Below are 20,774 nucleotides of genomic sequence, written 5' to 3' on the forward strand. Positions count from 1 at the left end.
GAATCGGTTCCGGCCGGGCCGGCGACGGCTAGAGTTCAAAACGTGATCGCCACCAGCCCCTCCCAGTTGCAGGCCGCCCAGCGGCCCGGCGCGGTGCCTGCGCCGGAGGAAATCCTTCCGGACACCCACGTGATCGCGCTGCCGCTGCCGCAGGGCAGCTCCGTGGTGTACACGCTCTGCTACGTGCTGGTGGACAGCGGCGGCGCCGCGCACCTCGTGGACCCCGGCTCCAACCTGGACCAGAACTTCGAGGCGTTGGCGGGCTTCCTGGACCGGTTGGGCGTGGACCGGGTGGCCACGGTCTTCGCCACCCACCTGCACCCGGACCACCTGGGGCTGGCCGACCGGGTCCGCCGCTGGACCGGCGCCCGCGTGGCGCTCGGCCGGGTGGAGCAGGGTGCGCTGCGCACGCTTCCGGCCACGCGCGCCAGCGGGGCCGACTTCGAGCGGTGGGGGGTGCCGGAGGCCGAGCGCCCGGATCCGGCGCAACTGGTCCGGCGCCGCGCCCAGGACCCGGATTTCCGGGCCGACGTGCTGCTCGAGGACGGGGACGCACTGGACATCCCCGGCCGTGCCGTCACCGCCATGCTGACCCCCGGACACACCACCGGGCACATGAGCCTGCGCGACGACACCCGGAAGCTGCTGTTCACCGGGGACCACGTGCTGCCGACGCTCTACCCGGGCATCGGGCTGGGCGGGCCCGCCGCGGTGAACCCGATCGGCACCTACTTCGGCGCGCTGGACGCCCTCCGGCCCTACACGGACTACGAGGCCTGTCCCGGGCACGGCTACCGCTTCACCGGCCTGGCGTCCCGGATCGACCGCATCGAGGAGCACCACCGGCACCGCGCCCGGGAGGTCCAGGCGGTGCGCGCGCGTGAACCTGGCGCGTCGGTGTGGGAGGTCTCCCGCCACGTGACCTGGAAGCGCGGCTGGGACAACCTTCCGGCGTTCCTGCAGGCCTCGGCCCTGCGCCAGGTGGAGATGCATCTGCAGTACCTCGACGCCCTCGACGCGGAAGCCGCGGCCCCCACCCCGTAGCCCTGGCCCCACTCCTTGGCCTCGGCGACCGCCTCGCCGCCCTACCGGCCCCACTGCAGGGATCCCCGCTCCAGGAATTGTGTTGCGTTTGTGCGGGTGCTCCGCCGAATCCTGACGCGTAGGTGTCGGTGTTTTCCACAATTGTGTGTGGAGAACGGAGGGGCTCCAGCCCTTGCCCCTCACACTTTTCCCGCGGAACCCGCACTTACGCGTCAGAATTCCCGCGGAACCCGCACTTACGCGTCAGGATTCGGAAACGGCCCCGCGGCCGTCGCGCGTATCCTGAATGGATGGATGCGCAGGCCCAGTCCACTGTGGTTTTCGATAGTCATTTCGCGCGCGAACTGCCGGAAATGGCCATTCACTGGCGGGCGGAGGAGTTTCCCGATCCCCGGCTGCTGGTGCTGAACGAGCCGTTGGCCGAGGCCCTGGGCTTTGATCCGGCGTTCCTGCGGACCGCCGAGGGTCTGCACTTGCTGACGGGCCGGCGGCCCCCTGAGGGGGCGACGCCGGTGGCGCAGGCGTATGCCGGGCACCAGTTCGGCTGGTACTCGCCCCGACTGGGCGACGGGCGGGCGCTGCTGCTCGGGGAAGTCGTCGACGCCGCCGGCAAGCGCCGCGACATCCACCTCAAGGGGTCGGGGCAGACTCCCTTTGCCCGCGGCGGTGACGGGTTCGCCGTCGTCGGTCCCATGGTGCGCGAGTACATCGTCAGCGAGGCGATGCACGCCCTGGGCGTGCCCACCACGCGCTCCCTGGCCGTCATCGCGACCGGGCAGTCCGTCGCCCGCGAGAGCCTGCTCCCGGGCGCGCTGCTGGTCCGGGTGGCCAGCAGCCACCTGCGCGTGGGGAGCTTCCAGTACGCCAGGGCAACGGGCGACGCGGACCTGCTGCGCCGCCTGGCGGACCACGCGATCGACCGCGACCATCCCGCCGCCGCCCAGGCCGAGAATCCCCATCTGGCCTTGTTCCAGTCGGTGGTATCGGCCCAGGCCTCGCTGATCGCGCAATGGATGCTCGTGGGCTTCGTGCACGGGGTCATGAACACGGACAACATGACCGTTTCGGGCGAGACGATCGACTACGGACCCTGCGCCTTCATGGACGCCTTCAACCCTTCCGCGGTGTACAGCTCGATCGACGAGACGGGCCGGTACGCCTACGGCAACCAGCCGAGCGTGGCGGAGTGGAACCTCGCCCGGTTCGCCGAGGCCCTCCTGCCCCTTTTCGACGCCGACGAGGACCGGGCGGTGGCCCTGGCGCAGGAAGCGCTGGCGGCCTTCCGCCCGCAGTACAGCGCGGTCTGGCTGGCCGGCATGAAGGCCAAACTCGGGCTGCCCGGCCTCGACGACGCCACGGCCTCGCCGCTGGCGAGGGACCTGACCGGCCTGCTGCAGGCGGCCGGGGCAGACTACACCTCGTTCTTCCGCGCGCTCGGCCGGGCCGCCGCCGGGGACACCGCCGCCGTCCGCGGGTTTTTCCCGGACCCGAGGCCCTTCCTCGAGTGGCTGGAGCGGTGGCAGGCACTGGCCCCCGACGCCGGGACGATGGTGCGGACCAATCCGGCCTACATCCCCCGCAACCACCTGGTGGAGGAGGCCCTGGCCGCCGCGGCCGCGGAGGACCTGGAACCGTTGCGCCGCCTGCTGGAAGCCGTGACGGCGCCCTACGACGAACGGCCGGGCCTGGAGCGCTACGCCGAACCCGCGCCCGAGGACTTCGGAACGTACCGCACCTTCTGCGGGACGTGACCTGCCGCGGGACCCGCCCTGGCGCCCCGCACTTTTCCCCGCGGAACCCGCACTTACGCGTCAGGATTCCGCCGGGACCCGCACTTACGCGTCAGAATTCGGGGCGGACTGCCTGGGAGGCAGCAAAATCCCGGGGAAACGACGGCGGGGCCGCTCCTGCGCGACGTGCGTCGCGGTAGGAACGGCCCCGCCGTCGTATTGCCGGTGCTAGAAGTACTTCGGCAGCGTGGCCTCGTGGGCCTCGCGCAGCTCGGCCAGGTCCAGCTCGAAGAGGCCCTGCACCTCCAGCGCGGAGGTCTGCGTGTCGACCACGCCCAGGCGGACCACCGGGTACTGGCGGGCCGTGGCCATGTCGTTGAAGCGGACCTCCTCGGAGCGCGGCACCGCGACCACGGCGCGGGCCTGCGACTCGGAGAACAGCGCCGTGAAGGCGTCCACGCCGTCGCGCTCGCACAGGTCATCCAGCGCCACGCGCGCGCCGACGCCGTAGCGCAGCGCCATCTCGGACAGGGCAGCGGCCAGGCCGCCCTCGGAGAGGTCGTGCGCGGCGTCGATCATGCCGTCGCGGCTGGCGTTGATCAGGATCGCGCCCAGGGTCTTCTCCGCCACCAGGTCCAGCTTCGGCGGCAGGCCGCCGAGGTGGCCGCGGATGTTCGCGAACTCCGAACCGTCCAGCTCGTCGCGGGTGGTGCCGAGCAGGTAGATGGCCTGGCCGTCGGCGTCGTTGCGCCAGCCCGAGGGGGTGCGGCGGGCGACGTCGTCGAACTTGCCGAGCACCGCCACCACGGGGGAGGGGTGGATCGGCGTGGAGCCGGTCTGGTTGTAGAGGGAGACGTTGCCGCCGGTGACCGGGACGCCGAGCTCCATGCAGGCGTCGGAGAGGCCGCGGATGGACTCGGCCAACTGCCACATCACGTCCGGGTCCTCGGGGGAGCCGAAGTTCAGGCAGTCGGAGACGGCCATCGGCACGGCGCCGGAGGTGGCGACGTTGCGGTAGGCCTCGGCCAGCGCCAGCTGCGCGCCCGTGTAGGGGTCCAGGTAGGCGTAGCGGCCGTTGGCGTCGGTGGACAGCGCCACGCCCAGGCCGGTCTCCTCGTCGACGCGGATCACGCCGGCGTCGTCCGGGGCGGACAGGGCGGTGTTGCCGCCGACGTAGCGGTCGTACTGGTTGGTGATCCAGGACTTGTCGCACATGTTCGGGGACGCCATCAGTTCCACCACGGCGGCCTTGAGCTCCTCGCCCGTGGCCGGCAGGCCGGCTCCGGCGTCGGAGGCCCTGAACGTGTCCGCCTGCAGCGCGTCCTGCCACTCGGGGCGCGCGTAGGGGCGGTCGTAGACCGGACCCTCGTGCGCGACCGTGCGCGGGTCGACGTCGACGATGGTCTCGCCGTTCCACGTGATGATCAGGCGGCCCGTGTCGGTGACCTCGCCGAGCCAGGAGTACTCCACGGCCCACTTCTCCATGACCGCCTCGAAGGCCGCCACGTTCTCCGGGGAGACCACGGCCATCATGCGTTCCTGCGACTCGGACATCAGGATCTCGCCCGGGGTCAGGGTCGGGTCGCGCAGCAGCACGGAGGTCAGTTCGACCTCCATGCCGCCGTCGCCGTTGGACGCCAGTTCGGAGGTGGCGCAGGAGATGCCGGCGGCGCCGAGGTCCTGGATCCCCTCCACCAGGGAGCCCTTGAACAGTTCCAGGCAGCACTCGATGAGCACCTTCTCCGCGAAGGGGTCGCCGACCTGGACGGCGGGGCGCTTGGACGGCTTGGTGTCGTCGAAGGACTCCGAGGCCAGCACGGAGGCGCCGCCGATGCCGTCGCCGCCGGTGCGGGCGCCGAACAGGACCACCTTGTTGCCCTTGCCGGAGGCGTTGGCCAGGCGGATGTCCTCGTGGCGCATGACGCCCACGGCGAGGGCGTTCACCAGCGGGTTGCCCTGGTAGACCGAGTCGAAGACCATTTCGCCGCCGATGTTCGGCAGGCCCAGCGAGTTGCCGTAGCCGCCGATGCCGGCGACCGCTCCGTGCATCACGCGGGCGGTGTCCGGGTGGTCGATCGCGCCGAAGCGCAGCGGGTCCATCACGGCCACGGGGCGGGCGCCCATGGAGATGATGTCGCGCACGATCCCGCCGATGCCGGTCGCGGCGCCCTGGTAGGGCTCCACGAACGACGGCGAGTTGTGGGACTCGATCTTGAAGGTCACGGCCCAGCCGTCGCCGAGGTTGGTGACGCCGGCGTTCTCGCCGATGCCCACCAGCATGTCCTTCTTCATCTCCTCGGTGACCTTCTCGCCGAACTGGCGCAGGTGGTTCTTGGAGGACTTGTAGGAGCAGTGCTCGGACCACATGACCGAGTACATGGCCAGCTCGGCGGCGGTCGGGCGGCGGCCCAGGACCTTGACGATCTCCTCGAACTCGTTCTGCTTCAGGCCCAGTTCGGCCCAGGGAAGCTCGGTGTCCGGGGTGGTGGCGGCGTGCTCAACGGTGTCGATGTTGAACTGCTGGGTCACTTGGTGCCTCCAACGAGGGTGGTCAGGACGGAGGTGAAGAGTCCCAGTCCGTCGGTTCCGGTGTGGTCGGGGCCGTAGCCGGCCTCCACGGCGTGCTCCGGGTGCGGCATGAGGCCCACCACGTTGCCGGCTTCGTTGGAGATGCCGGCGATGTCGCGGCGGGACCCGTTCGGGTTCCAGCCCACGTAGCGGAAGGCCACGCGGCCCTCGGCCTCGAGCGCGTCGAGGGTCTTCTCGTCGGCGATGTACTGCCCGTCCTGGTTCTTCAGGACGATCGAGATCTCCTGGCCGGCCGCGTACTGGCTGGTCCAGGCGGTGGTGTTGTTTTCCACGCGCAGGACCTGGTCGCGGCAGATGAACTTCAGGTGGTCGTTCTTGATCATGGAGCCCGGCAGCAGGTGCGACTCGGTGAGGATCTGGAAGCCGTTGCAGATGCCCAGGACCGGCAGCTTGGCGTCGGACTTCGCGGCGTCGACGATCTTGGACATCATCGGCGCGAAGCGGGCGATCGCGCCGGCGCGCAGGTAGTCGCCGTAGGAGAAGCCACCCGGGAGGATGACGGCGTCGACGTCCTGCAGGGACTCGTCGGCGTGCCACAGGGACACCGGCTCGGCGCCGGCGAGGCGGACCGCGCGCGCGGCGTCGCGGTCGTCGAGGGTGCCGGGGAAGGTCACGACGCCGATGCGCGCACCCGAGAGCGCCGCGCCCGGGGCGGGCGAGTAGTCGCCGATCAGGGGGAGTTCGCTGCTCATTAGTCCGCGACGACCTCGACGTTGACGACGTCCTCGATCACCGGGTTGGACAGCAGCGTCTCGGCGGCGTTGCGGGCCTGCTCCAGGACGGCCTCGGTGATTTCGCCTTCGACGGTCAGCTCGAAGCGCTTGCCCTGGCGGACGCCGGCGAAGGCGTCGAAGCCGAGGCGGGGGAGGGCGCCCACGATGGCCTTGCCCTGCGGGTCAAGAATTTCGGGCTTGGGCATGACATCAACAACGATCCGGGGCATCCGGGTTCTCCTGTGCGCGAAGGTGGGGTTTGGCGCTTGCGGAGGTGCCGTCTCACGCCATGGCAGTCGATGACGCTCCGCGAGCTTGCCCCACCATTCTACCGGGTTGAAAATGACCCCCCGTCCGGCGGGATTCCCCCTGCTCGGGGCCCGGTTTCGCCGCGTAGGCTGGTCACATGGACTCCGAGGACCGCTGCCCCTGCCTGTCCGGCGAAACCTACGGCGCCTGCTGTGGCAGGTTTCACGCCGGCTATGCCGCCGGGGTGTGGCCGACCACCGCCGTGGCCCTGATGCGTTCGCGCTACAGCGCGTTCGCGGCCGGCGCCGCCGACTACCTGCTGGCCACCTGGCACCCCTCCACCCGGCCGGTGGAACTGGTCCTGGACACCGAGACCGTGTGGCGGCGGCTGGACATCCTGCGCATCAAGGGAGGCAGCCCCTTCGACGAGCGCGGGACGGTCGAGTTCGCGGCGCACTACCGGCACGACGGCGAACGCGGGGTCCAGCGCGAATCCTCGCGCTTCGTGCGCGAGGACGGCCGCTGGTACTACCTGGACGGGGAGCTCTAGCCGTACCTAGCCGGCAGGGTTGGTTGCACCGGGCGATCGGTGCTTTGCCTCCGAGGGCGCGGTGCCGGATCGGGCAGCCTTCCCGGCTTAGCCTTCGAAGAGCGTTTGGCCGATGTATCCGCCCGCACCGAAACCGGGCGGGATGGCGAAAACCCCCGAGCCGGTGTGTCGCAGGTATTCGGAGAGGATGTCGTCGCGGGCCAGCGCCGTCTGCATCGGCACGTAGTGGGTGCGCGGGTCCACCACGAAGGCGATGAAGAACAGTCCGGCGTCCAGCCGGCCCAGCCCGTCGGTGCCGTCGGTGTAGTTGAACCCGCGGCGCAGCATCCGCACCCCGTCGTTGTGGGAGGGGTGTGCGAGCGCCACGTGCGAGCCCGCCGGCACCAGCGGCCCGTCCCGGCCCTGCAGGGCGAAGTCGGGTTCGGTGAATTCCTCGCCGCCGGACAGTGGCGCGCCGGTCCGCTTGGTGCGGCCGATGATGGTCTCCTGTTCGCCCAGCGGCGTCCGGTCCCAGGTCTCGATGTGCATGCGGATGCGCCGCGCGACCAGGTAGGTGCCCCCGTTCATCCAGGCCTCGCCGCCGGAGGCCCCGGAGACCCAGACATGCTCCTGGAGGAATGCGGTGTCCTCGCTCTTGAGATTGGCTGTGCCGTCCTTGAACCCCATGAGGTTGCGCGGGGTGGACTGGGCGCGGGAGGTGGAGGAGGTCCGGCCGAAGCCGATCTGGGACCAGCGCACCTGCGCCCGGCCGAAGGCGATGCGGGAGAGGTTGCGCACGGCGTGGACGGCGACCTGCGGATCGTCGGCGCACGCCTGGACCACCAGGTCCCCGCCGCTGCGGGCCTCCTCCAGCGCATCCCCGGGGAAGTGCGGCAGCTCGATCAGCGCCTCCGGAAGCCTGCCCTCGAGGCCGAAGCGCGCCCCGCCGTCGTCCCGGAACAGCGTGCGGCCGAAGCCGATGGTGACGGTGAGGCGGGAGGCGGCCAGCCCAATGGCCTCGCCGGTGTCCTCCGGCGGCGCGTCGTAGGGCCCGGAGGTCGCCCCGCCCTCGCCGATCTCCTGCCCCTGGGCCATCGCCTCGATCGCCCGGGTCCAGTCCCGGAGCAGGGCCACCAGCTCGTCCCGGTCCTGCGTGGTGACGTCGAAGGCCGCGATGTGCATCCGGTCCTGGGCCGCGGTGGTGATGCCGGCCTGGTGCTCCCCGTGGAGCGGGACGACGGCGGAGGCGGGCGCGGGCTCCCGCGTCGAGGCGTACGCGGCGTAGCCCGCGGCTCCCGCGGCCAGGCCAAGGGTTCCGGTGCCCGCGGCGGCAAGCAGTGAGCGCCGCGAAAGGCCTCCGGCGGGGGAGGGAGGGGAGGGATCGGGGCGGTCTGTCATGATCGGGGGTCCTGGGAGACGGGGCGGGTCAGGCCCGGGCGGATGCGGCGGGCGCGGGGACGCCGCGGCGCACGAGGCGCAGGAAGAGGAACATCACCGGGATGACATATGCCGTCCAGGCAATGGCTTGGAGCCAGGTGGTGGCCGGAGTGAAGTTGAAGACCCCCTTGAGCAGCGTTGCCGGCCATCCACTGGGAGGAACCGCAGCGGAGACGTCGAAGGCGAGGTGGTGCAGCCCGGGCAGCACGCCAGCCTCCTGCAGGTCGTGGACCCCGTAGGCGAGCACGCCGCCGGCAACGACGATCAGCGCCGCTCCCGTCCAGGCGAAGAACATCCGCAGGTTGATCTTCAGGGCTCCGCGGTGGATCAGGATGCCCAGGACCACCGCGACCGCCAACCCGAGGAGGGATCCCAGCAGCGGCTGCCAGGTCTGGCCGGTGGCCCGCGCGGCGGCCCAGATGAACAACGCGGTCTCAAGGCCTTCGCGGCCCACGGCCAGGGCCGCCACCAGGAACAGGCCCCACGCAGACCCCTCGGCCGACTGGTCCACCCGCTCGCGGAGTTCGGGGCCGAGCTTGCGCGCCGCGGCGGTCATCCAGAACACCATCCACGTCATCAGGCCCACGGCGATGATCGACAACCCCCCGCCGATCATTTCCTGCGCCTCGAAGGTCAGGCCCCGGGGACCGAAGGTGAGGAGGGCGCCCGCCCCGAGGGATGCGGCGATGGCCACGCCGACTCCGGCCCAGACCCGGGGAATCAGGCGTTGCCTGCCGGTCTTGCGCAGGTAGGCCAGCAGCAGGACCACCACGAGGGCGGCTTCGAGCCCTTCACGCAGTCCGATCAGGAAGTTGCCCAGCATCGCCCCACCCGTTCCGCCCTTCCCGCCTCGGATGGCCGTCATGGTGCGGGCCACCCGGTGCACGCCCGTTAATGCTAAAGGCAGGCACGCCCAAAAGGATAGGTATGCCTTACCTAATATTTTGGAGGTGCCCAAGGGGTTCGTCGGCGGTGCCGGGGTGTGCGCCTCCCGCCGCGGGAAACCATGGCATCTCGACTCGGGAGGGAGTAGGGTGGAAGGCGAATGTCTGACAATCAGCATTGTAATGCGTGTGTGGGAGAAGGATAGCAATGGCATCCATCAACACGACGACTCCGGCAGGTAGCGTCGCCCCCGTCCTGTCGCTGTCGCGGCGCGACGCGGCCATCCAGGAGATCCGCCGGGCGGTGGTCCGGGGATGGCTGAAGCCCGGAGACAAGCTCACCGAGGTGCAGCTCTCGCAAATGCTGAACGTGAGCCGGCCAACGATCCGCGAGGCCTTGAACCAGCTCTCGCAGGAGGGCCTCTTGGTCCAGGAGCCCTACCGGGGCCTCCGCGTGGCGACGGTGGGCGTGGAGCAGATCCTGGACATCGCCAACACCCGCCAGGCGCTGGACATGCTTGCCGTGGACGGGATCCTGGATGACCGAACCGGCTCACGCATGGAGAGCGTGCGGAAGGCGTGGCAGGACTTCTCCCGCGTGGAGGACGATCCCGACCCCCTGGTGCGCCACGAGGCCCATGTCGCGTTCCACCGCCGCATCTGGGCCGCTTCGGAGAATTCACTCCTGCTGCGCCTCTGGCCCGTGGTGGAGGCGCACATCACGATCGCCCTAGCCCGCGACCAGGCGGTCCGGTCCGATCCGGAGCGGGCCAAGCTGGTCCACCACCACCTCGTGGATGCCCTGCTCTCCGGCGACCGGGACGCCATCCAGCAGGCGTTCGAGTCCCACACTGTCGGCAGTGCCCGGGAACTCATCGAATTGATCGAAAGGGAGGAAAACACATGAGGATCCTTGTCATCGGAGCCACCGGAATCGTCGGCGCCGCCGCCGCGGACCTGCTCGAAGCCGACCACGAGGTGATCCGCGCCTCCCGCGGATCGAAGGTCACGGTCGACCTGACCGACAGGGCTTCCATCCGGGACATGTTCGCCTCCGTCGGCACCGTCGACGCCGTCGTCTCCTGCACCGGGTCGGTCCCCTTCAAGCCGCTCGCCGAACTCGAGGAACAGGATTTCCACGCCGCCTTCGCCGACAAGGTCATGGGCCAGGTCAACCTGGTGACCGAAGGGCTGAGTCACGTGGCCGACGGCGGCTCGTTCACGCTCACCACCGGCATCCTGGCCCGCGAGCCGATCGCCACCGGGGCCGCCGCCTCGCTGGCCAACGGTGCGCTGGAATCGTTCGTTATGGCCGCCAGCGCGGAGATGCCCCGCGGGATCCGGATCAACGCGGTCAGCCCGACCGTCCTGGTCGAGGCCGAGAACTACCATGCGTCCTTCCCCGGATTCCCCCAGGTGCCGGCGGCCGACGTCGCGCGTGCCTTCGTGCGCTCTGTCCAGGGCGTCGAAACGGGACGCGTCTTCGCCCTCTGACGCACCGGGTGGCCCGCCCATAAGAGCAACCCCGCGCCGCGACCCCCGGTTCCTGCCAACAGGGACCGGGGGTCGCGGCATGTGCGGGGCGCCTAGAGCGTGAAGACGGTCCGGTGCCACGCCTTGGCCGGCTCGCCGGTCAGGTCGAACATCACGTGCTTGACGGTCGTGTACTCGTCGAAGGAGTAGGTGGACATGTCCTTGCCGAAGCCGGACTCCTTGATGCCTCCGTGCGGCATTTCGCTGATGATCGGGATGTGGTCGTTGACCCACACGCAGCCGGAGCGAATTTCACGGGTGGCCCGCAGCGCCCGGTAGACATCGCGGGTCCAGGCGGACGCCGCGAGGCCGTAGGGGGTGTCGTTGGCCAGGGCGATCGCCTCGTCGTCGGTGTCGAACGGCATGGCCGCCAGGACCGGGCCGAAAACCTCGTCTTGGACGATCTCGCTGTCCGCCGGGGCGTCGGCAACCAGGGTGGGCCGGTAGTAGGAGCCGCCCGCCAACTCCCCGCCGGGGATGCCGCCGCCGATGACGCGGGCGTAGGACTTGGCGCGGTCCACCATGGCGGAGACCTTGTCCCGGTGGGCCTCGGACACCAGCGGGCCCATGTCGGTGGACGGATCGGAGGTGGGGCCGAGCTTGACCTTGGCGAAGAGGTCCGCGACGCCCTGGACGAACGCCGGGTAGAGGGAGCGGTGCACGATCGCCCGGGTGGCGGCGGTGCAGTCCTGGCCGGCGTTGATGAGGCTGCCTGCCACCGCGCCGTGGATAGCGGCCTCCAGGTCGGCGTCGTCGAAAACCACGAAGGGGGCCTTGCCGCCCAGTTCCAGGTGCACGCGCTTGGCCGTGGTCGCCGCGGCCTCGAGCACCGTGCGGCCCACCCCGGTGGAGCCGGTGAAGGAGAGCATGTCCACGTCCCGGTGGCGCAGCAGCGCGGCCCCGACGGTCGAGCCCCGCCCGCACAGAACGTTGATGACGCCGTCGGGAACGCCGGCGTCGCTGGCGGTCTGGGCGAAGAGGAGGCTGGTCAGCGGGGTGATCTCGGCCGGCTTGAGGACGATCGTGTTGCCGGCGGCGATGGCGGGGAGGATCTTCCAGGCCGCCATCTGCAGGGGGTAGTTCCAGGGAGCAATCGATCCGATGACGCCGATGGCCTCGCGGCGGATGGAGGAGGTGTGGTCCGGGGAGTACTCGGCGCTGGCCTTGCCCTCGAGGTTCCGGGCGGCCCCGGCGAAGAAGGCGGTGTTGTCGATGGTGCCGGGGACGTCGAACTCGCGGGTGAGCCTGATGGGTTTGCCGGCCTGGCGGGACTCGAGCTGCGCGAATTCCTCGGCGCGTTCCTCAAGCAGCGCCGCGAAGCGGGTCAGGACGGCCGAGCGCTCGGCCGGAGTGGCGCCGGACCAGCCGGGGAACGCCGCGCGGGCTGCGGAGACGGCGGCCTCCACGTCGGCGGGGCCGGCGGAGTCGATGGTGGCCACGACCTCGCCGTTGGACGGGTCGAGCACCGTGCACACGGCGTCCGAGCTTCCGTGCGCCGGGCGGCCGTTGATGAACTGGCCCGCGGTGGCCAAGGCGGTCGATTCGGTCATCTTGCTTCCTGCTTTCGTTGGTTGCGGATGCCCTACCCGGAGGTGGGGCCCCAGATGTCGCCGACGGTGTACCCGGCCGGGAACGGGTCGGTCGGGTCGAGGATCCACTGGCCGCGGCCGGTGAGCCAGCCGCGGCCCGTAATGGTGGGAAGCACCGCGGTGTGCCCGCCGACGGTGGTCTCCCCGGTGAGGCGGCCGATGAATTCGGTGCCGATGATCGACTTGTGGCTGAAGTCCTCGCCGATGGCCAGTTGGCCGCGCGCATGGAGGGCCGCCATGCGCGACGAGGTTCCCGTGCCGCACGGGGAGCGGTCCAGCGCGCCGGTCCAAGTGGTGGGGTCGCCGGGCAGGACGGGTCCGGTGGTCAGGACCACGGTGTTGCGGGCCTGCTGGCCGGGAACGCGATCCCCGGAGTGGAGCATGACCAGGTTGACCCCCGAAACACCCGGGTTCTCGGGGTGAACGGCCTGGATCTGCTCGGCCGCGGCCATCTTGATCAGGGCGCCGGCCCGGGCCAGTTCCTTGCCCCGGGCCGGGTCCAGGTCCAGCCCCAGGTCGGCGGCCTTCGCCTGGGCGAAATACTGGCCGCCGAAGACGACGTCGACCGGAATGGTGCCGTACTCGGGCACCTCCAGCGGCACGTCGAGCCCGACGACGAAGCTCGGCACGTTCGCCACGGTCACCGAGGTGACCTTGCCGCCGTCGACCCGGGCGGTCGCGTGGACGCGCCCCACCGCCGTGTCGATGAGCACCTCGACGACGGGACCCGGGCGGTCGACGATGCCGGTTTCGATGGCGGCGGTGACGGCGCAGATCGTGTTCGATCCGGACATGGGGGTGAACCCGCCCTGCTCCATGACGACGATGCCGAAGTCGGACCCGGCGTTTACCGGCGGCAGCAGGATCACTGCGCACAGCCCGGGGTAGCCGCGCGGCTCGCGCAGCATCAGCCGGCGCAGCCAGTCCAGGTTCTCGCGGCAGTACGCCAGCCGTTCGGCCATGGTGTCGCCGTGGACCAACGCGGCGGCGTTCGTCAGGATCCTGCCGGGTTCACCCTCGGCGTGGACCTCGACGGCGTCAAGGAGCAGGGGCGAGGTCATGCCGCGGCCGTCTTCAGGGCGCCCGCCGCGGCCAGCAGGCCGGCCAGGCGCTCGCGCTGCTCAGCGTCCAGCGGCTGGAGGGGCGCCCGGACGGGACCCGCGGACGCGCCGATCAGGTCCAGCCCGGCCTTGATGCCCGCCGCATAGTTGACCGACTCGAGGAAGTCGCTCAGCGCCCACAGCGGCTTCCACTGCTCGCGCGCGGCCGCCAGGTCGCCCTTCTCCGCCAGGGTCTCCCACAGCGCGACCGCCTGCTCGGGCACCAGGCCGGCCGCGCCCCAGACGGAAGCCTCGGCGCCGGAGGCGATGCCGAAGAAGGTGAGCGTGTCCCAGCCGTTGAATGCCTTGATCTCGTCGGCGTGGTTGGCCAGCAGGTCGGCCAGCGCCACGGCGTTGCCCGAGGTGTCCTTGAGGTAGTCCAGGCCGTCGATGGAGCCGAGTTCGGCGATCTGCGCCGCGGTGAGGGTGATGCCGGTGGCGTCGGGGATGTTGTAGTACACGATCGGCACCGTAACGGCCGCGGCCACGTCGGCAAGGAACTGCTTCAGGGTGGCGAAGTCCAGCGGGCCGTAGAAGGGCGGAACCACCATCAGTGCTTCGGCGCCGACGGCCTCCGCGTGCCGGGCCAGGGACACCGCGGCCGTGGTGCTCAGCGCACCGATGCCGGCAACGACGGGGACCCGGCCGGCGGCGGCCTCGACGTAGAGCTCGATCACCCGGCGGTATTCGGCGTCGGTGAGCGTGGTGAATTCCCCGGTGCTGCCGGTGGGCACAAGGCCGTGGATGCCGGCGCCGATCAGGCGGTCGACCTGGCGGCGCAGGGCGTCCTCGTCGAGGGCGGAGGCGTCGTCGGTGAAGGGGGTGGATACGGCTGCGAGGATGCCGCGGAGCTGGACCTTCTTGTGCTGGGACATGGTGGTTCCTTTCAGGGTGGTGGTTGTCTAGTGCGCCGCGACGGGCAGCTTGCGCTGGCCGCCGCGGAAGCGGTCGGGGGCGAAGGGCTGCAGGGTGGGAGCGATGCGCCCGTGGACGATCAGTTCGGTGAGGGCAGCGGCGGTGCCGGGTGCCAGGGTGACGCCCATCATCCCGTGGCCGGAGGACACGTAGGCGTTCTCCAGGCTGCCGAGGTGGCCGATGACCGGCAGTCCGTCCGGGGTCATGGGCCGCATGCCGGCCATCGGTACGGGCGGAACGGCCGGCGCCTGCCAGGTGCGGAAGTACTTGGCCGGGGCGCGCAGGATCGCGTCGACCCGGACCTGGTTGATCTTCTCGTCCAGGCCGCCGAACTCCATGGTCCCGGCGAGCCGGAGGCGTTCGTTGAACGGGGTGACGGCGACCTTCGCGTCCCACAGGTTCACGGCGCTGCGCAGGCCCAGTGCCGGCACCTCCACGCTGTAGCCCTTGCCCGGGCGGATGGGCAGCGGGACGCCGAACTGCTTCGACAGCCCGCCGGTCCACGCGCCGGCGGCGAGGACGATGCGGTCCGCGGCGTAGCGGTTGCCGCGGCTGTGCACGGCGGTGATCCGGTCGCCGGTGCGGTCGACGGCGTCGATCGGTGCGTTCTCGACGATCCCCACGCCCATGGCCACCAGCCGGCGGTGCAGGGCAGCCGCCATGGCCCCGGGATCGACGTGCCGCTCGTGCGGGAAGTAGATGCCGCCGAGGACCGCGTCCGTGAGCAGGGGTTCGTGCTCGTGGACGGCGTCCCGGCGCAGCACCTGCGGTTCCCGCCCGTACTCGGTGGCCAGGTCCAGGTTGTCGAGGTGGTGGTCGAAGTTGTCCTGTTCCGTGAAGGCCATCAGGAGTCCGTCGGTGTGCATCTCGAAGTCCATGCCGTCGGCGCGGTAGTCGTCGAAGATTTCCAGGGTGTCGGCGGCCAGGCGCAGGTGGCCCTCGAAGCCGGCCCGCTGGTCGCGGGCGTTGGACTTGCGCCACATCCCGAACATGAACCGCAGGAACTCCGGCTCAAGCGAGGGACGGATGTAGAGCGGGCTGTCCGGCCGGAGCATCCACTTCATGGATTTCAGGACCACGCCCGGCCCGGGAACCGGCGCGGATTCGGCCGGGCAGATCCAGCCGGCGTTGACCTTGCTGGCGCCAAGGCCGGTGGCCCGCGCGTCGATGACCGTCACCTCCGCCCCTTCCCGGGCGAGGTGGTAGGCGGTCGTCAGCCCGATGACCCCGCCTCCGATGACGAGCACGTGCATGGTGTTCCTTTCTGACGGATGGTTCTGTCTGGAAACCGGGGCCGCTAGAAGCGGACGGCGTCCACGAACCTCTTGAGTTCCTCGTTCGTGCAGTGGTCGAAGGCCTCTGCGGGGGCCGCGTTCACCGCGATCTCCCCCTCGTGGAAGAACACGACCCGGTCCGCGGCCTTGGAGGCGAAGGCCATGTCGTGGGTGACCAGGGCCAGCGCGATGCCGTCCTCCTCCTTCAGGCGGCGGAGGACCTCGAGGACCTCGGCCGCGACCGGCGGATCGAGGGCGGAGGTGATCTCGTCGCAGAGCAGCAGCTTGGGCTTCATCATCAGTGCCCGGGCGATGGCCACGCGCTGGCGTTCGCCGCCGGAGAGCTGCGTGGAGCGGCTCAGGATGTGGTGCCTCATGCCCACCTCCTCAAGCGCGGCCTCCGCGCGGTCGCGCGCCTCCCCGGCCTTCATGCCCAGGCGCTTGCGCGGGGCGAGGATCAGGTTCTCCAGGACGTTCATGTGCGGCCAGAGCGTGTAGGTCTGGAACACCATGCCGACGTCGGACTTGACCGTGTTCCACTCCTTGGTCCGTGCTCCGTCGGCGAAGACGGTCTTCTCGCCGATGCTGATTTCGCCGTTGTCCGGGTCCGTGAGACCCGCTATGGCCCGCAGCAGGGTGGATTTGCCGGAACCGGACTTGCCGATGATGACGGTGATGTCACCGGCCTTCATCTCGAAGTCCACGTGCTTGAGGATGGTGCGGCCGTAGAAGGACTTCTCCAGGCCGCGCGCGGAAACGAGGACCTCTCCCTTGCGGGACGCTTGCTCTGTGGTGTCGAGGGTGGGTGCGTTATCCATAGTGGGTGCCTTTTTCAGTGCCAGGTGCGCGGGGTTCATGCCGTCGCCGCCTTGGAGCCGGGTAGGAGCCGCGCGAGGAAGACCTTCTTGGCTATCGGTCCGTGTCCGGCGGCGTGCTGCATGCGCCGTTCGATGTTGCTGGTGATGAGCGAGACCGGGAAGGCGATGGCGAAGTACATCAGCGCTGCCGCGGTGAAGACTTCCAGGGAACGGTAGGACTGGGCGGAGACGGTGTTGGCGACGAACATCAGGTCCGCCACGGCGATGGTGGAGACCAGCGCGGTGTCCTTGAAGAGCGAGATGTTCAGCGACAGGATGACCGGCAGCTGCTGGCGCAGGGCCTGCGGCAGGATGATGTAGCGCAGCTGCTGCAGGTGGTTCAGCTGGAGCATCCGGCCGGCCTCGACCTGTTCCACCGGGACCGACTGGAACCCGCTGCGGTACGTCTCAGCCATGAACGCCGTCAGGTTCGCCGAGAGGGCGATCAGCGCCGAGACGTACCCGGGCAGCGTGATGCCGGTCAGGGCCGGCAGTGCGTAGAAGATCCAGAAGAGCTGGACCAGCAGCGGGGTGCAGCGGAACACCTCGATGTAGGCCTGGGCGGCCCAACGGATGACCTCGATGCGCGCCATGCGGGCCATGGCCAGCGGGACGGCGAGCACCATGCTGATGACGATGGTGATGACCGCGAGCTGCAGGGTGAGGCCCAGGCCGCCCAGGAGGGCGGGAAAGGCATCGGCGACAACGCCCCAGTCGAAGTTGTAGTTCATGGCAGAGCCTTTCGACGGCTACTTCTTGCGGAGATCGCCGAGGTTGTCCGCCTCGACGTAGTTCGACTCGGCGTAGGCCTTGGTCAGGACGCCTTCGCTCTTGGCGCGGTCGATCGCGATGTTGACGATCTGCAGCGACCGCTGGTCGGCGCTTGCCGGGACGCCGTAGCCCGTCGAGGACTGGAAGATCGCCGGCTCGGGGACGATGATTTTCAGGCTGTCGTCGGCCAGCGCCTGGCTTTCGGCCGTGGGCAGGTCGGCAAACTCCGCTATGGCGCGGTTGGCGTTGACGGCCTGGACGGCGTTGGCATAGCTGTCCATCGGCATGATCTTGTCGGTGAACTGCTCCAGTGCCGCCGCGGGTGCGGCTCCCTGCGCCACGACGATCTGACCCCCGGCCTGGAGGACGTCGTTGGAGGTGACGTAGTCGGAGTTCGCCTTGACCACGAAGGCACCGGGGTAGCTGTAGACCGGGTCGGTGAACTGGATCGCCAGCGAGCGCTCCACCGTGTAGTCGAGGTTCGCGGCGAAGTCGTAGCGGTCCGCCTGCAGGCCGGCGACGATGTTCTTCCACTCGGCGGCGACAGGAACCAGCTTCACGCCCAGCTGGTCGGCGAGCTTCTCCAGCGGGATCAGGTTGGCCCCGCCGAGCGTTCCGTCTTCCTGCTGGACGGTCATGGGCGGGGCGATGGCGACGCCGACCCGCAGTTCCCCGCGCTCCTTGATCTTTTCGATGAAGGCGCCGTTGCCCGCGTCGCCGGCCGCGGCCGCCGGACTGCCGCGGAACCCCGCTCCCAGGAGGCCACCGCCGATGGCGAGGACAAGGACGGCGAGGAAGGCGAGGACGATCTTACTGGTCTTGGTCATGGTGGGCTTCTCTCGGTTCAAAGCGGCGAACCCGCAACGCCAGTGGAAGGATGTTGATAGCCAGATTGTCAGGCAATCTGCAACCAAAAAGAACTGTAGACGGTGAGGTGCGTCACGTCTAGCCCCTCCGGCGGAACGTCACTTCCGTCTCGGTGGGATCAGCGGACGTAGTCCGCCCCCGTGACGTCGATCGTGGAGCCGGTGGCGTGGCGGCATTTACCGCCGGCCAGAAAGGCGATGAGTTCGGCCACGTCCTCAGGCGGCGTCACCTCGCCGAGGGGGAGGTGTGCGACCATGTCGCCCGCCACCTGCCCGTCGGCGAGATCCGTTGCGACCCACCCCGGGGCCACGGCGTAGGCCAGGACCCCGTCCTTGCCGCACCCGCGCGCGATGCCCTTGGTCAGGGCCAGCAGGCCGCCCTTCGCCGCCCCGTAGGCCAGGTGCTCGACGTCGTCGCCGCGATGCGCCGAACGGCTGGTGACGTTCACGATGATCCCTCCGCCTCGTTCGCGGAAGTGCTCGATGGCCAGCCGGCACAGCTCGGCCGGCGCGGCGAGGTTCAGGGCGAGGTTCGAGGCCCATCCCGCGTCCCACGCTTCCTTGTCCTCGATCGGCGAAGCGATCCAGGCGCCGGCGTTGTTGACCAGCGTGTCGATCCGCCCCTGCCAGCCCAGCGCTTCCGCCCAGATGCTGCGGAGCTGCGCCGGATCGGCGAGATCTCCGCCGACGACGGTCGCGCGGTCCCCGAGTTCGGCGGCCAACGCATGGGCCGGGGCCGCCTTCGAGCCGTAGTGGATCACCACGGCCGCGCCTTGGCCGTGCAAGGTCCTGGCGGTGACGGCGCCGATGCCGCGCGAGGCGCCGGTGACCAGGACGACCCTTCCTTCCAGGGGAGCCTTCATCAGGACACCGCCTGGGCGCCGGTGATCTCCACGATCGATCCACACATGTAGGGAGCCTCGTCGGAGGCCAGGAAGGCGATGAGGGCCGCGACCTCGGCCGGCTCTCCAATGCGTCCGAACGGGACGAGTGCGTCCAGGTCCGCGACCGTCCTGCCGGAGCGTTGCAGGCCCGCCTCCAGCATCGGGGTGCGCACCTCTCCCGGGCAGACGGCGTTGACCCGGACGCCGTGCGGCGCGTAGTCCCGGGCGAGGTTTTCCGTGAATGACACCACGGCCGCCTTGGAGACGTTGTAGGCGATGTGGCCCGGCGCCGGATGGAGCCCCCACTGGGAAGCGGTGTTGACGATTGCCCCGCCGCCCGCGGCGATCATGTGGGGCAGGGCCGCCCGGCACACATGGAAGAGGGCGTTGACGTTGACGGCGAAGCTCAGGTCCCAGTCCTCGGCGGTCAGGTCGAGAAGGGCGCCGCGTCGGTTGATCCCCGCGTTGTTGACCAGGACGTCGATCCGCCCCAGGTCCTCGACGACGGTGCGCACCGACGACTCGACGGCTTGTGGGGACGCCAGGTCGAACGCCAGGGCCCGGGCGGACAGCCCGGCCTCCAGCAGCTCCTCCGCCGCCTGCGTGGCAGCGGACTCGTTGGCGTCGCAGACCACGACGTGGGCACCTTCCCGGGCCAGGCGCGAGGCCACGGCGGAGCCGATTCCTCCGCCTCCGCCCGTCACCACCGCCACCTTGCCCGCGAAGCGTCCAGGGGTCGTGAGCGGGGGTGCCGCGGATGCGTCGGGACGCGCGTTCAGCTTTTCCATGGATCGACTCCTTCTTGAAGAGGGCATGATTGCTTGATTGTCAGGCAATATGCGTTCAAGCTAGAGACGTGACTTGCTTTTGGTCAAGGGATGGCCGCGGGCGGGCCCGGTACGCCTGCTTCTCTTCTAGCCCAGCGGGCGCAGCCCCTCCGCGGTTTCCACCACGTAGCTGACGGCTCCGGGCTCCGGCCACGCCTCCAGCCCCTCGAACGGGTCCTCGCCGATGAAGGCCTCCAGTTCCGGGGTGTCCTCGGCGACGTCCACGGCGAGCGACGCCAGCCGGCCCCCGCTGACGCGGAGGATGACCTCCAGGGGGACGCCGGAGGGGGCGGTGAAGCGGGCCCGGACCGGGTAGGTGAAGTCGTGCGGAACGGCCAGCGGCGCGTCCGGGTCCACGGCGAACTCCAGCATCGAGTCGAACCCCTCCGGCTCGCCCCAGACTTCCTCGCGGGCCCCGGCCAGTTGGGCGCGCAGGGCCGTCTTGGCCTGCCCGCGAGGCTGCGCAAGGATCCCCTCCATCAGGGTCCGCAGGGCGGGGTCCAGCTCGGCCTGGCGCGGGCCGCCGTCGTCGTCATTGGCGCCGTCGCCCGATTCCCTGGCCGCCAGCGCGCGGTCGGCCAGGAACGTCGCCAGCCCCAGCGCCGCGGAGCCGACGGCCAGGATCACCCGGGGCTTGGGGACGCCGCGGCGCACCAGCAGGCCCTGGATCCGCGCGTCCAGCGCATCGGCGGGCCGGGCCAGCCCCAGCGCCACCCCCGCCGCGCCCGCGGCCAGGGCGCCCTTGGCCAGCGGATCCAGCAGAGGGCCGGTCTCCTCCAGATCGGTCTTGCGCAGTTCCACCAGCATCAGGGCACCGCTCAGCAGGGCAATGGCGCCGTGCAGCGCTGCACGCCGGCCGGGGGAGAGGCGGGCCGGATCGGGCAGGGACAGCGCGGCGAGCACGGCGCTGGAAGTGACCCCGTATTCCAGGGCGCGGGGATCGGCGAAGCGGTTCAGGCGGCCGGCCAGGGACATGGCGGTTC

20 protein-coding genes are annotated in these 20,774 nt (G+C 70.2%); 5 read left to right on the top strand and 15 right to left on the bottom strand.

Annotated elements, in window-relative coordinates; genetic code table 11:
* Positions 1–42 precede the first annotated feature (42 nt).
* Both ABD912_RS02320 and ABD912_RS02325 read left to right on the top strand, forming a co-directional pair.
* Positions 43–1,044 carry an MBL fold metallo-hydrolase gene (locus tag ABD912_RS02320; RefSeq protein WP_345148164.1) on the top strand — a complete coding sequence of 334 codons (1,002 nt, stop codon included), beginning with the start codon at positions 43–45 and terminating at the stop codon, positions 1,042–1,044.
* Between the two features lie 290 nt (positions 1,045–1,334).
* Positions 1,335–2,795: a protein adenylyltransferase SelO gene (locus ABD912_RS02325; protein ID WP_345148166.1), complete on the top strand. Its 1,461-nt coding sequence runs from the start codon at positions 1,335–1,337 to the stop codon at positions 2,793–2,795.
* A gap of 207 nt (positions 2,796–3,002) precedes the next feature.
* Here the strand turns inward: ABD912_RS02325 and purL are convergent, their stop codons facing one another.
* The 3 genes from purL to purS are packed head-to-tail and all read right to left on the bottom strand — an operon-like array spanning position 3,003 to position 6,306.
* A complete protein-coding gene (gene purL / locus ABD912_RS02330; RefSeq protein WP_345148168.1) occupies positions 3,003–5,303 on the bottom strand; it encodes a phosphoribosylformylglycinamidine synthase subunit PurL in 2,301 nt (766 codons plus the stop codon).
* Positions 5,300–6,055: a phosphoribosylformylglycinamidine synthase subunit PurQ gene (gene purQ / locus ABD912_RS02335; protein ID WP_345148170.1), complete on the bottom strand. Its 756-nt coding sequence runs from the start codon at positions 6,053–6,055 to the stop codon at positions 5,300–5,302. The genes purL and purQ overlap by 4 nt, the downstream gene beginning before the upstream one ends.
* Positions 6,055–6,306, bottom strand: coding sequence for a phosphoribosylformylglycinamidine synthase subunit PurS (purS, locus tag ABD912_RS02340; protein ID WP_149956947.1), 252 nt, complete (start codon positions 6,304–6,306; stop codon positions 6,055–6,057). The genes purQ and purS overlap by 1 nt, the downstream gene beginning before the upstream one ends.
* 176 nt (positions 6,307–6,482) lie before the next feature.
* Between purS and ABD912_RS02345 the strand changes: the two genes are divergently transcribed.
* Positions 6,483–6,875: a YchJ family protein gene (locus ABD912_RS02345; protein ID WP_345148175.1), complete on the top strand. Its 393-nt coding sequence runs from the start codon at positions 6,483–6,485 to the stop codon at positions 6,873–6,875.
* 87 nt (positions 6,876–6,962) lie between these two features.
* Here ABD912_RS02345 and efeB read toward each other — a convergent pair whose 3' ends face one another.
* Both efeB and efeU read right to left on the bottom strand, forming a co-directional pair.
* On the bottom strand, positions 6,963–8,252 hold the full coding sequence (gene efeB / locus ABD912_RS02350; protein WP_345148176.1) for an iron uptake transporter deferrochelatase/peroxidase subunit: 1,290 nt from the start codon (positions 8,250–8,252) through the stop codon (positions 6,963–6,965).
* Positions 8,253–8,280: 28 nt separating this feature from the next.
* On the bottom strand, positions 8,281–9,114 hold the full coding sequence (efeU, locus tag ABD912_RS02355) for an iron uptake transporter permease EfeU (protein WP_345148246.1): 834 nt from the start codon (positions 9,112–9,114) through the stop codon (positions 8,281–8,283).
* A gap of 269 nt (positions 9,115–9,383) precedes the next feature.
* Between efeU and ABD912_RS02360 the strand changes: the two genes are divergently transcribed.
* Together ABD912_RS02360 and ABD912_RS02365 are read left to right on the top strand one after the other, a co-directional pair.
* Entirely contained in the window at positions 9,384–10,082 is a 699-nt protein-coding gene (locus ABD912_RS02360) for a GntR family transcriptional regulator (RefSeq protein WP_345148177.1), read from the top strand.
* Positions 10,079–10,669, top strand: coding sequence for a short chain dehydrogenase (locus ABD912_RS02365; protein ID WP_345148178.1), 591 nt, complete (start codon positions 10,079–10,081; stop codon positions 10,667–10,669). The genes ABD912_RS02360 and ABD912_RS02365 overlap by 4 nt, the downstream gene beginning before the upstream one ends.
* A 92-nt stretch (positions 10,670–10,761) precedes the next feature.
* Here ABD912_RS02365 and ABD912_RS02370 read toward each other — a convergent pair whose 3' ends face one another.
* The 10 genes from ABD912_RS02370 to ABD912_RS02415 all read right to left on the bottom strand — a co-directional run bounded on the left by ABD912_RS02370 (position 10,762) and on the right by ABD912_RS02415 (position 20,766).
* Entirely contained in the window at positions 10,762–12,258 is a 1,497-nt protein-coding gene (locus tag ABD912_RS02370; RefSeq protein ID WP_345148179.1) for a gamma-aminobutyraldehyde dehydrogenase, read from the bottom strand.
* Positions 12,259–12,290: 32 nt separating this feature from the next.
* On the bottom strand, positions 12,291–13,358 hold the full coding sequence (locus ABD912_RS02375) for a proline racemase family protein (RefSeq protein ID WP_345148180.1): 1,068 nt from the start codon (positions 13,356–13,358) through the stop codon (positions 12,291–12,293).
* Positions 13,355–14,272, bottom strand: coding sequence for a dihydrodipicolinate synthase family protein (locus tag ABD912_RS02380; protein WP_345148181.1), 918 nt, complete (start codon positions 14,270–14,272; stop codon positions 13,355–13,357). Before ABD912_RS02380 ends, ABD912_RS02375 begins: the two co-directional genes overlap by 4 nt.
* Before the next feature lie 27 nt (positions 14,273–14,299).
* The gene (locus ABD912_RS02385) at positions 14,300–15,565 is read right to left on the bottom strand and encodes an NAD(P)/FAD-dependent oxidoreductase (protein WP_345148183.1); all 1,266 of its coding nucleotides are present in this window, start codon (positions 15,563–15,565) and stop codon (positions 14,300–14,302) included.
* Positions 15,566–15,609: 44 nt separating this feature from the next.
* On the bottom strand, positions 15,610–16,404 hold the full coding sequence (locus tag ABD912_RS02390) for an amino acid ABC transporter ATP-binding protein (RefSeq protein ID WP_345148185.1): 795 nt from the start codon (positions 16,402–16,404) through the stop codon (positions 15,610–15,612).
* Between the two features lie 35 nt (positions 16,405–16,439).
* On the bottom strand, positions 16,440–17,174 hold the full coding sequence (locus ABD912_RS02395) for an amino acid ABC transporter permease (RefSeq protein WP_345148187.1): 735 nt from the start codon (positions 17,172–17,174) through the stop codon (positions 16,440–16,442).
* An 18-nt stretch (positions 17,175–17,192) separates the two neighbouring features.
* On the bottom strand, positions 17,193–18,041 hold the full coding sequence (locus ABD912_RS02400) for a substrate-binding periplasmic protein (RefSeq protein ID WP_345148189.1): 849 nt from the start codon (positions 18,039–18,041) through the stop codon (positions 17,193–17,195).
* A 158-nt stretch (positions 18,042–18,199) separates the two neighbouring features.
* Complete coding sequence (locus ABD912_RS02405) at positions 18,200–18,943, bottom strand: SDR family NAD(P)-dependent oxidoreductase (protein ID WP_345148190.1); 744 nt, start codon at positions 18,941–18,943, stop codon at positions 18,200–18,202.
* A complete protein-coding gene (locus ABD912_RS02410; protein WP_345148192.1) occupies positions 18,943–19,752 on the bottom strand; it encodes an SDR family NAD(P)-dependent oxidoreductase in 810 nt (269 codons plus the stop codon). The genes ABD912_RS02405 and ABD912_RS02410 overlap by 1 nt, the downstream gene beginning before the upstream one ends.
* A 126-nt stretch (positions 19,753–19,878) precedes the next feature.
* Complete coding sequence (locus ABD912_RS02415; protein ID WP_345148194.1) at positions 19,879–20,766, bottom strand: hypothetical protein; 888 nt, start codon at positions 20,764–20,766, stop codon at positions 19,879–19,881.
* Positions 20,767–20,774: the final 8 nt, after the last annotated feature.

It is taken from the genome of Arthrobacter ginkgonis (assembly GCF_039540195.1).
GTDB lineage: Bacteria > Actinomycetota > Actinomycetes > Actinomycetales > Micrococcaceae > Zafaria > Zafaria ginkgonis.